This window comes from Bradyrhizobium sp. NAS96.2 (assembly GCF_001908235.1).
Classification (GTDB): Bacteria; Pseudomonadota; Alphaproteobacteria; order Rhizobiales; family Xanthobacteraceae; genus Bradyrhizobium.
Map to the genome: position 1 here is coordinate 1 of NZ_LGHK01000161.1, position 16,100 is coordinate 16,100.

The 16,100-nt window shown below is 55.4% G+C and carries 3 protein-coding genes and 2 pseudogenes; 4 read left to right on the plus strand and 1 reads right to left on the minus strand.

Annotated elements, in window-relative coordinates:
* Both AC628_RS44335 and AC628_RS29980 read left to right on the plus strand, forming a co-directional pair.
* Positions 1-248 (plus strand): annotated as a pseudogene (locus AC628_RS44335) (AAA family ATPase); the annotation flags it as partial.
* Positions 248-1,609, plus strand: a complete 1,362-nt coding sequence (locus AC628_RS29980) for an McrC family protein (protein ID WP_074130375.1) — start codon at positions 248-250, stop codon at positions 1,607-1,609. The pseudogene AC628_RS44335 and the gene AC628_RS29980, both read left to right, overlap by 1 nt.
* Here AC628_RS29980 and AC628_RS29985 read toward each other — a convergent pair.
* On the minus strand, positions 1,606-2,481 hold the full coding sequence (locus tag AC628_RS29985; RefSeq protein ID WP_168193475.1) for a phospholipase D-like domain-containing protein: 876 nt from the start codon (positions 2,479-2,481) through the stop codon (positions 1,606-1,608). The two genes, AC628_RS29980 and AC628_RS29985, sit on opposite strands and share 4 nt — an antisense overlap.
* 319 nt (positions 2,482-2,800) lie before the next feature.
* Between AC628_RS29985 and AC628_RS29990 the strand changes: the two genes are divergently transcribed.
* Both AC628_RS29990 and AC628_RS29995 read left to right on the plus strand, forming a co-directional pair.
* Positions 2,801-6,199: a TM0106 family RecB-like putative nuclease gene (locus AC628_RS29990; protein ID WP_074130378.1), complete on the plus strand. Its 3,399-nt coding sequence runs from the start codon at positions 2,801-2,803 to the stop codon at positions 6,197-6,199.
* Positions 6,200-6,605: 406 nt separating this feature from the next.
* A pseudogene (locus AC628_RS29995) lies at positions 6,606-16,100 on the plus strand (PD40 domain-containing protein); the annotation flags it as partial.

Sequence of the window (16,100 nt, forward strand, 5' to 3'; positions counted from 1 at the left end):
ACTGCGACAGTCGCGACAAGCTGGACGATGTCATGCGTAACAAAATAATTCCGCTGCTCGCCGAGTATTTCTACGATGATTGGGAGAAGGTGCGGCTGGTGCTCGGCGAGTTGAGCGATGAGGGAAACTTCATAGTTAGGACAAAATTGCCGCAGCCTCCGATGCTTTCGGAAGACGATGCGAGCGAGCGGTTTCGGTACACTATCCGATCGACTTTTTCAGATGCAGCCTATGAAGAGCTGATCTGATGATTCATCGGACGGTGAAAGAGTGGGACTATTTGCCGATAGAGTCTTCATCGGCTGGCCCCAAGGCGTTTACCCGTCCGTTTGCTGATCGCTTGCTAAGGGTGGCGCGTTGCGCAAGGTTGGGCGGCGATGACGAAGAGAGAATTTTGGTAGATAGGTCGTCAAAGCTTCGTGCTCAACAGGTGGTTGGGGTGTTGGTTGCGAAGGGGGTGACCCTTGAGATACTACCAAAAATAGAAGGAGCGGACGACGATCAGGCAACCCGCAGAAGCCTTATTCATATGCTGGCTAAGGTGCTCGATCTGGACATCGCTACTGGATTAACGGCGACGCTTGGTTGGCAGAAGGAGAATTTGCTCGAGATCCTCATACGACTGTTCACCGACAAGCTATTTCTGGCTCTACGTCAGGGGATGCCACGCAAGTATGTCGGTGTTGAGGATGACGTCATGGCATTGCGTGGAAGCCTCGATGTTGTTCGTCAATTTACGCTATTGGCTGCAACGCCGCAAAAGTTAGCTTGTCGATATGACGAGCTGAGTTCGAACATCGCACTCAATCAGATAATGAAGGCGGCGATAGCGCGGCTCTTGGCTATCTCCACCAATGTCGAAAATCAGCGACGGCTAGCAGAGCTGAGCTTTGTTTATGACGATGTGGCAGCGCCTCAAATACGGTCTCTTCGTTGGGATCAGGTTCTACTCGACCGCACAAACGTCGGTTGGGCCGAGCTGCTCAGATTTGCCAAGATGCTGCTCCAGGATCGCTACCAGTCAACGACGATAGGAGTCGCCGAAGGGTTTTCGCTTCTCTTTGAAATGAACAAGTTGTTCGAGGAGTTTGTCGGACGCGCTCTCAAGGACGCGCTTCGCGGGACGGAGTTTTCGGTGCAACTGCAGGGGCCCAAGAGGTACGCACTTATTGATCGGAAGAATGGAGCACTTCGTTTTGCAACACGGCCTGATGTTGTGGTTAGTCGAAACGGCAAGCCGTTACTTGTGGTTGATACGAAGTGGAAGCGGCTAAAGGGAGCAATCGAAGATCCCAAGCGGGGGGTGGGGCAGGCCGATGTCTATCAAATGATGGCGTACGCTCACGTTTATGACTGTGATCGACTGTTGTTACTCTATCCTCACCACCGCGAACTCACTGAGGAAGGAGGCTTAGTAGCTGCCCATCTAATAACTAACAAGTTGGACAGCCTGATTGGGATCGCGACCGTGGATCTAGTAAAGCCTGAGACGGTAGGACCGGCTTTGAAACGAATGTTGCTCAATGAGGGCGGTGTGTTCAATTTGACCCCGGACGGATCTCAACGCTTGCAGCTACTCGCAACTGCCTCCAAGCTGGTTGCGGGCTAAAGGGCGATGTGGTCTAGCGCTTCCGTAAGTGGCAAGAGCGTGCGGTCTCCGGCTAACTCTCTAAGAGTTTCAGAGTTCGCTTCGAGCAAGGCCTTTTCCCTAGCGCCCAATTTGTAGGCGCGATCGGATCCGGCGGGCCGCACGCTCCCCCTTATGGCTATGACGAGATTATCTTCACCGGCGACGTTGAGAATTGTTGCCGGGTTCTGCACTCGTGCGCATCCCCAGATTTTGCCTTTCTTCCGTCGGCAATCAAAATCCACAATCCAGCTTCCGGGATTAATCGGAAATTGGTAGCCCCAGGCTTTTTGAAGGTCGGCTACGTCAAGTGGCTTTTTTGCCGCATTTGTTGTCTTCAGAGCCCTCATCTTTTCGTTCGCTTTTGGACTCAGATCCTCAGTGTAAATGGCGAGAAAAACCGAGGCAAATAACTGCGGCCATTCCTTACAAGCGGCCAGTAGAGTCTTCGCGGTGGTCGTTGGTCCCACGTGCGGCCTGCTATCCCAGGCGTTCTTGGCGTCCGCAAGAAACTCACTATCCAGCTCAACGACCTTAGTCGGCTTCTTCGTCCAAAGCTGTCGAAATAGCGAGCGTGCCCTATCAACTAGGAGGCGCTCGTCGGACAGTACGTTCGCCTCGACCCATCCCTTGGCTTCAGATATTGTTTCCATCAGGCCGTTTGACGAAACGTTGGAAGACCCAATAATCACCCGTTCGTTGAAAATATAGATCTTGGCGTGCAGACGTCGATGCGATCGAACTTCGAATCCTGCCTTAAGAAGCTCTTCGATAGCATAGGGATTGCAGCCGCCGCTCTCCAGGTTACAGATGACTTCCACGTTTTTCCAGTTCTGGAGCCCAAGCGATCTCATCCCACCCTTTCCCCAGAAGGGCACTGCTATTCGGATTTTGGACCCCGGCTGTTTTGGTTTGGTTATCTGTTTTGGTAGTTCATGTTCGCGTATGAATCTCAACATCAATCACCTAATCGAGTGAGGGCTTAGCTATTCATTCAGAAAGGTAGCTAGAGAGCCAGACTCATAGCGGCTAAGCAAGCTCAACCTTAAGACGAGGCCGTATATCTGCCTGTCTGCTCGCTGCGAGCCTTTCACGACTGTCCGAAGATCGGTATCGTTGTTGGGGAGACGTAGCACCAGGGTTCGGGCGGTAGAGCGGCCTCGGGGGGAATAAATGCAAAAGAACGGCGCGGCGATCATTTTCAGCGCTGGCGACCTGGTCGGGCATCTGAATTGTCGCTACCTCACACACCTCGATCTCAAGGTTACCCAGGGCGAACTGGCCAAGCCAAGGCTCCGCAACGATCCCACCCTCGAGGCCCTAGTGGAGCGCGGCAAGATCCATGAGCAGGGTTTTGTCGATCATCTCGCGCGTCAGGGCGGGACCGTCACCGTCATTGACGGCGTTGGAATCGATGATGCCTCAGTGGCCCAGACGCAGCAGGCAATGGCGCGGGGCGACGCGGTGATCGTCCAGGCGGCGTTACGGGACGGGCATTGGAGCGGTCGCGCCGACGTGCTGCGACGTGTCGAGGCGCTAAGCGGTTTGGGCGGCTGGTCGTACGAGGTCATCGACACCAAGCTGGCCCGCGAGACCAAGGGCAGCACGGTCCTGCAGCTGAGCCTCTACTCGGACCTATTGGCCATCATGCAGCAGAAGGTCCCGGAGACGGCTCATGTCGTGACGCCCGGGACCGAGTACTTGCCGGAGGCCTACCGCGTCGCTGATTTTGCGGCGTTCTACCGACGCATCAGGCGCGGCCTGGAGAACTTTGCAGCTGCGCCCCCGCAGGATGGCCTCTACCCCGACCCAATTGAACATTGCGAGGTCTGCCGATGGCGCGAGCCTTGTGCATTGCGGCGACGCGCCGACGATCACCTTTCGCTTGTCGCTGGCATATCCAAAACGCAGATCGAAGAACTGGTCCGGCGCGGCGCGGCGACCATGGCCGCACTCGCCACGCTGCCCATTCCATTGCAATGGCGACCAGATCGAGGCACTGCGTCAAGCTATGAGAAGGTGCGCGAGCAGGCGAGGCTCCAGGTGGAGGGGCGTACTGCGGGCGAGGTACTTTACGAGGCGCTTCCGCTCGTAGCGGAATTCGGCCTGTTCCGGCTGCCTGAGCCTTCGGCAGGCGACATCTTCTTCGATTTCGAGGGCGACCCATTCGTAGACGGCGGTGGGCTCGAGTTCTTGTTCGGCTATCTCTACGCCAATGACGACGGCACAGACGCCTATGTCGGCGACTGGGTGACGACGCGGCAGCAAGAACGGGCGGCGTTCGAGCGTTTCATTGACTTCGTGACGGAGCGGCGGACCGTGCATCCCGGCTTGCACGTCTATCACTACGCGCCTTATGAGCCGGCCGCCCTGAAGCGATTGATGGGGCGATACGCCACACGAGAGGACGAGGTCGACAATCTCCTTCGGGCCGGCGTGTTCGTCGACCTGTACGCCGTCGTTCGACAGGGCATTCGAGCCAGCGTCGAAAGTTACTCGATCAAGAAGCTCGAGCCGTTGTACCGGTTTGACCGCTCTGTCCCGCTGATCGATGTCGGCGGCGCCATGGCACGGGTGCAGGCCTGCCTCGAGTTGGCCGATGCCAATGCAATTGATGCTGGCGATCAGACGGCCATCATCGGATACAACCGCGACGATTGTGCCTCAACGCGCGCCTTGCGGGACTGGCTTGAAGGGGTACGAGGCGATCTGATCGCGCAGGGGAGGAGGATCGATCGTCCTCAGCCGAAGGTTGCCGAGATAAGCGGGGATCTCAGCGACTGGAAGCGCCGGGTCGCCGAACTTGTGGCACGGTTGACCGGCGACGTCCCGGACGATGCTGCCGAACGCAGCGATGAGCAGCAGGCGCGCTGGTTACTTGCTCACTTGATCGACTTCTTCGGCCGCGAGAACAAGGCAGTATGGTGGGAGTATTTCCGGCTGAGCGATTTGTCAGCCGAGGATCTCCTGTATGAGCGCGCAGGACTGGGAGGGCTGACCTTTCTCGGTCTCGTTGGAGGCACAGCGAAAGCACCAATTCACCGCTACGGGTTCACGGTTCAGGAGACCGATGTTCGCGCCGATGACGATTTGAGGAGTGTAGGCGGCGACAAGCTTGGCAGCGTCGTGGCCATTTCTGATGACGACAGAACAATCGACATCAAGAAGCGTCAGGATACGGCAGATTTTCATCCCGACGCGGTCTTCGCGCATAAGTTCATTGACAATCAGGTTCTCGCAGAATCGGTGTTCCGCATTGGCGAGTATGTCGCTGGCCACGGGATCGTCGGGCCCGGTGCATATCGAGCCGCTCGCGACTTGCTGCTCAAAGTGGCTCCACGTCTTTCCGGGCAGATGTTGGAGCAATCTGGCGAGCCGCCGCTGGCGACCGCAATGCGTGCCGCTCTCTCGCTTGATCAGAGCGTCTTGCCAGTGCAGGGGCCGCCAGGTGCCGGCAAAACTCACTCCGGTGCGCGCATGATCTGCGCGCTTGTGCGCGATGGGCGGACGGTCGGCATTACAGCCAACAGCCATAAGGTTATTCGCCACTTGCTCGATAAATCCTTGGAGGCGGCTGCCGAGCAAAGTCTGCCAATTCAATGCATTCAAAAGGTCAAAGATGAATCGGCCTCTCTGCCCGGACTGCAGCAGACGACGAAGAACCCAGACTTCATCGACGGGCTTGGCAATGGCTGCCAGGTTGGCGGTGCCACCAGCTGGTTTTGGGCCCGGCCGGATGCGGCAGGCATTGTGGATGTTCTGTTTGTTGACGAAGCAGCGCAGATGTCCTTGGCAAATGTGTTGGCCGTATCGCAGGCGGCCGAGAGCGTTATCCTCCTGGGCGACCCTAGGCAGCTTGAGCAGCCGATACAGGGGAGCCATCCGGACGGCGTTGCAACGTCCGCGCTTGACCATGTCCTAGGCGAGCACGCAACGATCGAGGCTAGCCGCGGACTGTTTCTCGAAGAAACCTGGCGCCTGCACCCCGACGTCTGCGCTTTCACGTCGGAGCTCTTTTATGAAGGCCGACTTCGCTCGCGTACGGGATTGGAGCGGCAGGAGGTTCGGTCGTCGAGCCGTGTGAACGGGGTGGGCCTTCGCTATCTTGCTATCCAGCATGTCGGTAACCAGAACTCGTCGCCCGAAGAAGCAGACGAGATCAAGAGACTCGTCGATGAAATTCTGAGTAGCAACACGAGCTGGGTCGACGCTGCAGGGAGGGAAGCGGCAATTGGGCTCGAAGACATCCTGATCATCGCCCCCTACAACGCGCAGGTCTTTGAGCTTCAGGACCGGTTACCGGGCGCGCGTATCGGCACCGTCGACAAATTTCAGGGACAGGAGGCGCCGATCGTGATTTATTCGATGACCACCTCGTCGCATGCCGATGCCCCGCGGGGAATGGAGTTTCTCTACAGCGCGAACCGGCTGAACGTGGCGACGTCGAGGGCGAGATGCATTTGTGTTTTGGTGGCCAGTCCCCGGCTGTTCGAGGTCGAATGCCGAACGCCCCGCCAGATGCAACTGGCGAACGCGTTCTGCCGATATCTCGAGTTGGCTCGCCCGCTTTAGCTGCGCACTTCCCGCCAGGTTAGTGGGGGGCGGATCGGCCAAAGGCCGACTTCTTCCATAACAATGGATACGCGAACGACGCCTACAACCTACAACCGCGGGTGTTACTGGTTCTCGCGACTGCAGTGCTGCGCGGCACCATATTCGCCTGGGTATGTCGTCACCCGAGCCTTCCTGCGCTACGTGCGGGGACGCTCGAGGCTGTCCTTGGCTTCTGCCCACGGCCCGACGGCTTGACATGGTTCTGCAATAGCGATGCGACCATCGCTCACCAGCGGAAGGCTTACGAATGCGCCCCGCGGAGCGGCCGGATCGGCGATCGTAGCCACTTGAATCGCTTGAACGTACTGTGATCTAATATTTCAGTTTTATTATTTTTATTTGCATTTATTTCGAAGAGGGCAGGATGACCGTAAAGACCTGGACTTTATCGCATTATCCCTCAACAATTTCTGGAACGATCAACTACTACAACAGGACTGATTACGTCCAGATCAACGTGCCGGCGCAAGGCATTCGCTACACGATCGAGGAAACATTCGAAGGGTGGGGTGGCGGAATTGGCTTTAGTTGGCGGGTCTACGGACATTGGGTGCCAGACAATAGTCCATACACTTTCTACCTACCCGACCTCCTTCAACACTTCACGTGGATACAAGAGCCTGACGAGCCCGCTCAACTATATTACCGAATAACGCTTGTCGGAAATTACGTACCGTACGTGGCCGTTGCGCAGACGGCATCCGCGCTTGGCAAAGATCGTGAGATATCTCTCGCCAGCAAAGCCGGCTTTGCAGATGAGGACGGACCATCGAACCGTCCAACAAAGATCCGAATTTACAATCATACTCCTGGAGCCGGAGAGGTGTTGCTGAACGGCTCCCCGTTAGGATACGGAGCTGTCATTACCTATGAGCAATACCAGGACGATGTAACGTTTGTTGCCTCAGGGACTGATAAGCAAGCGGCACAGATCGAAATTCAGGCGGGTGATGATCAGTCGACCTACGACGCCACAACTTGGGGCGTCGCGAACATCAGGATCAACATCGTTGATCTTCCGCCGATCGTTACAACTCACAGCACTAGCTCTCTAACAAGCTCGGATCCCGTCGCTCTTACCTCGCTGGTCAGCGCAGCCGGTGGCAACCCAAACGATACTTCGGATCAGCTGCTTTACAAGTTCACCGATAGTTTTAAGCGAACCGCATCAGGAAGCTTCGGCGGTGGCGGCTTTTTCACAAACGATGGGCATACGCCCGTCAGCTTGGACGGCCAGACTCTCACGGCGAGTGAGTTTTTGTCCCTTAAGTATCAAGATGCGAGTGTTGCTGGGGTTGACACCCTTACCGTTCAAGTCGGGGACGGCGAGAAATGGAGTGCTCCATCCTCGTTTACGATTACTGCCGTAGATCGCCCGCCAGTTGTGACGAGCAATGGAGATCGAGTTGCAATCTGGGGCCAATCGCTAAACATCGCGGATCTATTCACGATAAAGAACGATCCCGACGGTCCCGCCCCGCTAAGTTTCACGATCAAGGATCTCTCACTGGGGGACGGTACTGGCGTCCTTCAGTTCAATGGCGTTGCGCAAGTGCATGGCGTGGCGCTGCCGGTACTGACGCAGGATCAGCTATCGCAAATAACCTATAGCGCTGGCACGAACGGAAAAGCCGAACAGCTACAACTCATTGCTTTTGATGGAATCCAATATAGCCAGCCGGTCACCATCCAGCTGACAAATTCGTCTTTGCCGCAGTTTTCGATTAATGACCTCTATACCGAGCTGCTGACTTTTGCAGACGCTGCGTATCCAGCGGACGACAGTCAAGCCGGCGCGGATTTCGCAAATTTGATGTCGCGCTGGCGGCCGCTTAGTGCTTCCGATCTCGGCTTTGATCCGAACTCCGCCGACGATACCCTGGCCGTTCCTGGTCGCTTCCAGAACGGTAATGCACAAGCAATTGTGGCCGTTGGGAATGTCGCGATAGGCTCGTCATCGACGAGCTTGAAAACCTTAGTCATCGCATACCGCGGTACTGACACCGGACTTTCTGAATTTTTCTCTGACGTAAAAGATTGGCCTGCTCCAAAGCTGTCACTCTTGCTTGGGAGCGATCCGAGTGTTGCGTCCTACTGGAATAAGTTTGCTGATCTGCAAACGGCGCTTGCTAAATATGTTACCGACAATGGCATTCAGCGCATTCTTCTGAGCGGTCACAGCCTAGGCGGCGTCGCAGTTCAGAAGGCGCTGGCAAGCTTGCGGACCCTGTTCCCTTCATTGGACATTGAAGCGGTCACGGATGGCGCGCCAGGAACTTTCGAGGGAAGTGCGGGTCAGCCGATCGTAATGTTTCAGAACGCCGGTGATCTCGTTCCGAAGGCCGGCGTAACGCTGGGCGGAAATACGACTGGCGGGAAAATAGTCGAAGTCACGTATGCGGAAGATCCCTCCAGGTATTCCATCGGTCTACATGACAAATTTCTCTACACCGCAATTGGTAGTCGACTTGCCGCATTCTTCAGCGCCAATCCGGGAGAACCGAATTTTCTGAAGACCACGCCAGCTCAGGCTGATGTGGGGCCCTCCTACGTAGTCTTCGGCGGGACGTCGAACAACTGGGCCGCAGGTTCTCATTACGTCATAGGTCATCCAGAAGACCTCAAAAACAACGAGCTGCTAATCGGGACTTCGGGCAACGACGTCATTGTCGGAAGTGGAGGGAGTGATCATCTCTACGGTATGGGCGGGAGTGACACTTTCATCTTCGAAGATGGTTCTTCCACAGCATTCGGCAATGCACAAGCAGATCATTTCGACGTGGTGCTTGGAGCCAATGCGACGATCGATCAGTCATCCATCTCCACGGGATCCATAGACGACGTCACGCTGCTTTCTACTGCCGTCTTAAATGCGGTGCCCGCGACCGGTCAACCTCCTGTAGGGTCAGGGATCCAAATTGGTGCTGGACTTGTCAACGGTCTTCAGACGTCGATCGCTTCGATTGATTCCTCCCAGCTCTTTTATCGTGCCGACGGAAACGACCTGGTTCTGAGCTATTCGGCGTCCGGTAAGACGACGACTGTCCGGATCAAATATATGGGTTCGCCATCCGCGCAAGATGAGCGGTTGGTGTTCAAGGTAAGCGGTAGCAACGCCTCGGTCGTGGTCGATTTGAAGGCGCTATGGGGTACTGCGACTAGTGCCAACCAGGTAATACCAAGCCCTCTGATCATCGCAAGCAACGCGACTGCGGCCGCCAAAATATTGACTGCAAGCTTTGAGGGTTTCGTCAGCACGCTGTCCGTAGCCAGCTCTTCGGGGCAACAGCTTAATGTTGCTCCAGTCATCCTGAATGAACCCTTCGGATTGTTAGCCAGCACAAATCCGTCTGGCGTGGTCATCCAGCATCTATCGAAGAATGTGGGCTTGTCTTCAAACGGTCGATACGACTTCTTTACTGACAATTTCGCAACCAACGGCGTGTACAGCTCAGGCGCAATTTTCGAACATGATCTCGTAACCAATGCGACTCAGATCATCTCTACGAGCAGTTCCGGGTCTGCTCTCTCAATCGACTCTTCCGTTTCTGAAGAGATTCAGGCCGCCGTCTCGGACGACGGTCGCTACTTGGCGTTCAAGGCAGATCCGAAGGACGCGGGTTGGCCGACCTCGTTCCAGATAGATGCTGGGTTCGGGGGCAAAACAACGGTCTACTATGACCAGATTTTTGTGAAAGACTTGCAGTCGGGTCACGTCACTGCCGTGACCGTGGACGTCAACGGAAATGAGATTTCCGGAAGCTCGTATTCAGGTTTGCCCGAAGATGGCACCTCGCTTGGAAGCATATCTTCAAATGGTCGGTACGTCTCCTTCGTGGCAACGGCCTCTAACTTAGTTGCGGGCGTGACTGGGAATGTATCCAGAACCTATGTGCGCGATATCAGCCTTGGAGTCACGTCGCTAGTAAGCGGCATGGACGCGCCGGGCAACTTCAGCGCAGATGGTCATTTCCTAATTGGCAGCGGCAACAGCGGTGGCTACGAGAGTGTGTTGATTGCTGATCTTTGGAACGGTGGCTCGAAAGCCATCAGCATTGCCCAGGATGGCACAACGGCAAATGCCGCAGCCCTTGATGGCTCGCTTTCGTCTGATGGGGCAACGGCGGTTTTTGAAAGCAGTGCGACTAACTTGGTGCCGGGCGTAACTGACGGCAAGTCCCACATTTACGCTAAAGACATTCAAAGCGGCGTCGTCACGATGATTGACGATGGCTTGCCTAGTAATGCGCACGATCCTGACATGTCGGAGGACGGTCGCTTCGTTACTTTCTTGGAAGAATCAGGTACCGCGAATTGGATTGAGTTGGGTGGTAAAATTGAGACCAATGCGCGCTCTCCGGGAGAGCTCTCCTACGACCTCTACGTAGCCGATCTCGCAACTGGAAAGCTCACTAAAGTTGCCCAAGTGGGCCCCGACGACTTGGGGGTAGTCAATCCAAATGACTCGTATTCCAATTCCGGGGGATTGACAGCAAGCATATCTGCTGACGGAACCATCATTTCGTTCAATGAGAACTCTTTTGCGACGTCGATCGCTGGCATTCAGACGAATGAATACACAATAAGCAACCCACTCTACACCGCTACTGTACAATGGCGGCCCCAAGTAGAGGTGGTAGATCAGCAACTTAGCGCAGGCCATACCGTTTCGGCAGCGAGCCTATTCAGCGCCAGCGATCGCAGCGGCGATCAGTTAATTACGACATATGAATTTACCGATTCAAATTCAGGGACGAACGGAGGTTTCTTCACCCTGAATGGAAAGCACCAAGGGAGCGCGCCCTTTCAAATCACCGCCTCGCAAATCAATCAGCTGCAATATACGGCCGGAATGGCGGGTTCGGTAGATACGATAACGATTAGGGCAAGCGATGGAAATTCCTGGAGCTTGCCTCAAACCTTCCAGGCATCAGCAATTCCCCTAACGATTTCGGAGCTAAGTCAGCAGAGCCTGACGCCAGACCTGCAAGATGGAAATGGCGATTCAGGCACTTCAGCCTTTAGCTCTGACGGTAGGTACCTCGTGTTCGAGAGCGAGGCAAGTAACCTGGTCCCGGGAGATAACAACGGGCAGCAGGACGTCTTCGTTCGAGACTTGCAGGCGGGGGTGACCACCAGGATCGACACAGGATACGACGGATCCGAGAGCAACGATTTCAGCGCGACGCCTTCAGTTTCCGCAGACGGAGGCAAGATTGTCTTTGAGAGCTGGTCATCCAATCTCGTGTCAGGTGATAGTAATGGCCTTCGGGATGTGTTCGTCTATGACGCTGCCTCACACGGCATTCGGCGCGTCAGCCAAAGTGCCGGCGGTGGAGATGCCGATGGAGAGAGCTTCGGGGCGTCGTTGTCCAAAGACGGGAACACCATCGCTTTCACCAGTACAGCCACGAATTTAGTTTCAGGCGATGCCAACGCTGCCGCAGATATTTTCGTAAATAACTTATCGACCGGGCTCACAAGTTTGGTGAGTACGGCTGCAAACGGTACCCAAGCGGATGATGTCAGTTGGTCGCCGATATTGACAGGAAATGCAGGCGAGGTTTTCTTCAACTCCTACGCGGACAATCTGGTGGCGGAGGACACTAACCAATCCGCTGATGTGTTCATGAAGGTTGTCGCGACCGGTGCCATACAGCGAGTGAGCGTTGCGAGCGACGGTGCTCAGGCAGATCAGGCGAGCTATGTCCGTGATGTGACGCCGGATGGGCGCTATGTCCTGTTTGAGAGCTGGGCCGATAATCTTGTCCAGAGCGATAAAAACGCCGCCGAAGATCTATTTGTAAAAGATATGGCTACGGGCAGCGTTCGCCTGGTAAGCGGTGAGGCCGACGGCACACAAGGCAATGATAACAGTCAAGGTGGTTGGATTTCGAATGATGGTCGGTTTGTTGTTTTCGAAACTAACGCCTTTAACTTCAGCCCGATGGATGATGCCGGGACACTCCATGTGTACGTCAAGGACTTAATCTCGGGCAAGCTTTCGGAGGTCAGTCACAATATCGTTGGAGGCCAAATCCAAGGCGACGCTGTTGTAGCGGGTATTTCGGGCGATGGGCGTTTCATCGCTTTCAATTCAAGCGCGCCAGGCGTGACGTTCGATGAAACAGGAACACAAACCAATATATTTACTCTGCCAAACCCACTCTATTTCACGGCGCCCGTAATCACTGCTGGCAGCATCGTCGTTCCCAAGGAGACGATCGTATCGGCAGCGGCATTGTTCAGTGTAGCGTCGACCGCGTCGCCGATCGTGGAGTTTCAACTATTCGAAAGGAACACGGATCCAGACAGCGGCTCGTTTGAGTTGAGCGGTACAAAGCTTCCGATTGGACAATATGATCTCATAAATGCGAGTGATCTTCCGAACTTAAGCTTCGTGGCTGGCTCGGCAGCTGACCATGCGATTTCCGACAGTCTCTCGGTGCGCGCATATGATGGGACCGAATGGGGTGCCTGGACGAACTTCAGCGTGACCACCGAGTACTATGGTGCGCCGACGATCACGACGAATGATATCACGCTTCAGAGGGGCGAGACAAAGGCGGCACCGTCGTTCATCTCGGTTTCTGACCTATATGGAAAGCCCGTCACGACGATTGAGGTCAAGGATACAAGTGCCGCGACCGGTGCAGGTCATTGGCAATTCAAAGGCAGCGCTGTTGCGGGGAATGTAGCGCAGGACTTGACGCCAGCTCAGTTGTCGAATCTCGAGTTTATTGCGGGCTCAACCACGAGTGCGCCGGTCGTCGATACGCTGGAAATAAGAGCAACGGATGGGCAGACCTGGTCGGACTGGAAGACGGTTGCTGCAACAACGCAACCGGGGAATACTCCGCCGAGCCTTGTAGTTTCGGACGTGACACTGCAGGTCGGCCAGAGTCTTTCTTTTGACACGCTTGTTCAAGCAACGGACTTCAATGGCGATTCGATCGTCCAATACGAGATCGAAGATGAGAGCGCAGATGCTGCGAGCGGCTTGTTCGTGCTGGACGGTCAACCTCTGCCGACTGGCAAGGATAACAACGGACAATGGATCATTTCGGATGTGCAAGCCCAAGACATCAGCAAGTTAAAGTTTTTGGCTGGAACTCAGGATGCCGCAGCCACTATTCATGTGCGAGCATCAGACGGGATAGATTGGAGTGGATGGTCGACGCTCACGATTACGACCAAGTTAGTCAACACTCCAACGATCGTTAATATGATGAGCCAAGCGGTCGAACAGGGAACTTCCATTCCTGTTTCGGAGCTTTTCTCGACTCAGGACCCGAACGGGGATTCCCTTTCCAAAATTGAAGTTAGAGTCGACGGAGGAACAAGGGATGCGTGGTTCCTCAACGGTCAGATCGCAAATCTAACGAACGGAACGCTGGTTGTCGACGCATCAGCGCTTGCCAACCTTGCTTATCATGCGCCGGTGATTGCTGCAGGCTCGACAACGTCTGTCACCGAAACGTTGGAGATGAGAGCCTTCGATGGAAATAGCTGGGGAAGTTGGGCGGCCGGGACGGTCACGGCGCAGCCCGGAAATTCACCTCCCAAGCTTGATATCGCGTCTGTCGAATTTGATACGAGGCAATCAATCTCTGCGGCAACAGTCATTACCGCGTCCGATCCAAACGGCGATGCAATCAAAACTTACGAGGTTAAATCGAACGCAACTACCGCAACGGCTGCACAATGGACGCTTGCGGGAAATTCTATCGTTGACCAGCAGCTGACACCCGATCAATTCGACGCCTTGCAGATCACTGGAGCTGCAGGAAGCGAACAAGACACCTTGATGGTGCGCGCCTTTGACGGGGTAGCTTGGAGCGATTGGACTCCGGTATCGGTCACGACGGCGCAGATAGCCGCTGCTCCCGACATTACTACCGCAGAGATTGCGCTGACCATCAGACAGCTTACTACGATTTCTGACTTTGTCTCAGTGACCGACCCCCAAGATAACCCTATTACAAAGTACCAAATAGTCGTCCCGAACCAGAATTCTGGAAGTGCGCTCGTATTCGCAAATGGTGTGCGAGTGACTGCCACTTCGCAGCAAGAGCCGCTAGAGCTGAGCGATCTGAACCAATTGCAAATTCAAGCTGCAGCGAGTCCCGAGCTCGATCAAATCCAAATCAGAGCCTACAACGGCGGTATGTGGAGTTCATGGTCAAGCGTGAACGTTTCCACGTCGATTCCAAAATTATCAGTCACAATTTCTGGCAGCGCCGAGCCCGATCATGCGTTGACCGCGACGTCAGTGCTCGACGCAGCCAACGGTTCTGCACAGGTCGTCTATTTGTGGGAGAGCAATGGAATTCCCATCACAGGGGCGGTGGGCGCAACCTACATCGTGAAGGCTTCAGATGTCGGCTCGCAGATCCAGGTCGAAGCGTCGATCATAGATAGCAACGGTCAGCCCTTTTCAGCGATCAGCGCGCCAACCCAGACGGTAACGGTTGATCCTGGTCCGATGGTGAAGACGTCAGACGTTTTACTGCCAAAAGGCCAAACCATGATCGCGGCTTCGAGCTTGTTCACCACAGCTGAAGACGACAACGATACTGTCGCGGAATATGGTTTCTGGGACTCCGGTACCGGAGGCGGTCATTTCTTGATTAATGGGATAGCGCAGGCGACTAATCAAGAGATTGATGTTGCTGCGACGCAACTGGCCCAAGTTACGTATCAGGCCGGTTCTACGGCGGATACGCTTTGGGTTAGGGCCAATGACGGCGAGGTCTGGGGTGCGTGGTCAAATAGTTTTACCGCAAGTTTGTGGACGCAGGTGCCACCCAAGGTAATGGCCTCAAATATAACAGCAGCTAAGGCACAATCCTCCATTGCGGCGTCACTTCTATTTTCCGCAAATGATCTCGATGGTGAATCGATCATCGGCTACGGGCTATGGGATACCGAAGGCAGCGGCCACTGGGTGGTGAACGGCGTCTCGCAGGCGGCGAACATCGAGATCGATATCTCCGCTGCTCAGCTAGCGCAGACGTCTTACGTTTTCGGATCGGCGAGCGACACACTCTACGTCAGAGCCTTCGATGGGACGCAATGGAGTAACTGGGCACAGTTCCTAGCAAGCCCGTTTGTAGATCATCCGCCCATTGCAGCGGCATCAGACTTGACGGCGAGCCCTGGACAGACATTGGCAGCCTCCAGCCTGTTCATGGCGGTAGATGCCGACGGAGATACCATCACGAAATTCGCGCTTTGGGATACCGGAGGTAGTGGCCACTGGGTGGTGAACGGTGTCGCGCAGGCGGCGAATATCGAGATCGATATCTCCGCGAGCCAATTGGCTCAGAGTTACTATGTCTTCGGCACGGCCACCGACACACTGTATGTCAAGGCTTTCGACGGGATCATCTGGGGTAGCTGGACGCAGTTCTCGGCAAGCCCCTCCGCCAACCATCCCCCGGTCGTGAGCACATCAAACCTGGCGGCGGCGCGTGGGCAGAGCCTAGCCGCAAGTTCGATGTTCACGGTCAGTGATGACGACGGAGATTCTGTCACCAAATATGCCCTGTGGGATACCGAAGGGCACGGTCACTGGGTGGTTGACGGAGTGGTGCAGGGCACCAACACCGAGATCGACATCACGGCAGCCCAGCTGGCGCGCACCTACTATCAATCGGGGGCCGGGACCGACACCCTGTATGTTAGAGCCAATGACGGAACAGCCTGGGGCAACTGGTCGTCGGCGTTTACCGTGACCGCGCCAGTCAATCACGCCCCTCTCGTGACCGCCTCCAATGCGGCGATCGCGTCTGGCCATAGCGTAGCTGCCTCCAGCCTGTTCACGGCCGGCGATCCCGACGGCGGCAGCATCACGACC

Bases quoted from the DNA above. Each gene is read 5' to 3' on its own strand.
- AC628_RS29985 (WP_168193475.1), bottom strand. From the start codon at position 2,481: ATGAGATCGCTTGGGCTCCAGAACTGGAAAAACGTGGAAGTCATCTGT.
- AC628_RS29990 (WP_074130378.1), top strand. From the start codon at position 2,801: ATGCAAAAGAACGGCGCGGCGATCATTTTCAGCGCTGGCGACCTGGTC.
- AC628_RS29980 (WP_074130375.1), top strand. From the start codon at position 248: ATGATTCATCGGACGGTGAAAGAGTGGGACTATTTGCCGATAGAGTCT.